This is a genomic window from Spirosoma pulveris, from assembly GCF_054781875.1.
In genome coordinates this window covers 1-846 of the sequence record NZ_BAAGTO010000062.1, presented here as the reverse complement: position 1 = coordinate 846, position 846 = coordinate 1, and the positions used below count along the sequence as shown (strand labels likewise).

Annotated in this window: 1 protein-coding gene; it reads right to left on the bottom strand. The window is 59.2% G+C overall.

The genetic code is table 11. The features are described 5' to 3' along the window. The coding region (locus ACYVJM_RS32100) for an NAD-dependent epimerase/dehydratase family protein (protein WP_461152210.1) at positions 1–845 on the bottom strand (845 nt) is incomplete at its 3' end. Position 846 lies beyond the last annotated feature (1 nt).

Here is an 846-nt window from a genome sequence, read left to right as displayed (position 1 = left end):
TAACGACCACCCCCCGCGTTGTACACCTCCCCCGGACGAGGATTCTGGTAGAAGTGCCAGAACATGTTCACCAGATCCCAGCTGTGGATGTTGTCCCGCACCTGCTTGCCCTTGTAGCCGAACACCGTGTACTGGGTGCCCGTGATGGCACACTTCATCAGGTACGACAAAAACCCGTGCAGCTGCGCTCCCGAGTGGTTGGGACCCGTTAAACAGCCGCCCCGGAAAACGCCCGTGTTCATGCCGAAATAGCGGCCGTACTCCTGCACCATGATGTCGGCGGCCACTTTGGAGGCCCCGAAGACCGAGTGCTTGGTGTGGTCGATGCTCATGAACTCATCGATGCCGTTCTCGAAGTAGGGGTGGTTGTGGTCGATCTCCCAGCGGGTGTCGGTCTCGATCAGGGGCAGGAAGTTGGGGTTGTCGCCGTAGACCTTGTTGGTGGAGGTGAAGATGAAGACAGCCTCGGGGCAGTGGAGCCGGGTCATCTCCAGCATGTTGAGGGTACCCACCGCATTGACCCCAAAGTCGGTGAAGGGTTCGCGGGCGGCCCAGTCATGGGAGGGCTGAGCGGCCGTATGGAGGACGAGCTTGATGTCGGTGCCGTACTGCTGGAAGATGGGCTGAAGCTGGTCGACCTGTCGGATATCGGCGGCTTCGTGTTTATAGGTGGCATAAGCGCTGGCGAGCCGGTTCCGGTTCCACTCGGTGGAGCCGTCGGTGCCGAAGAAGTACTGGCGCATGTTGTTGTCGATGCCGATGATGAGGTCGAATTTATCGGCGAAGAAGGCGACGGCTTCACTGCCAATCAAACCAGCTGACCCGGTAACGAGTGCAATCTTCATA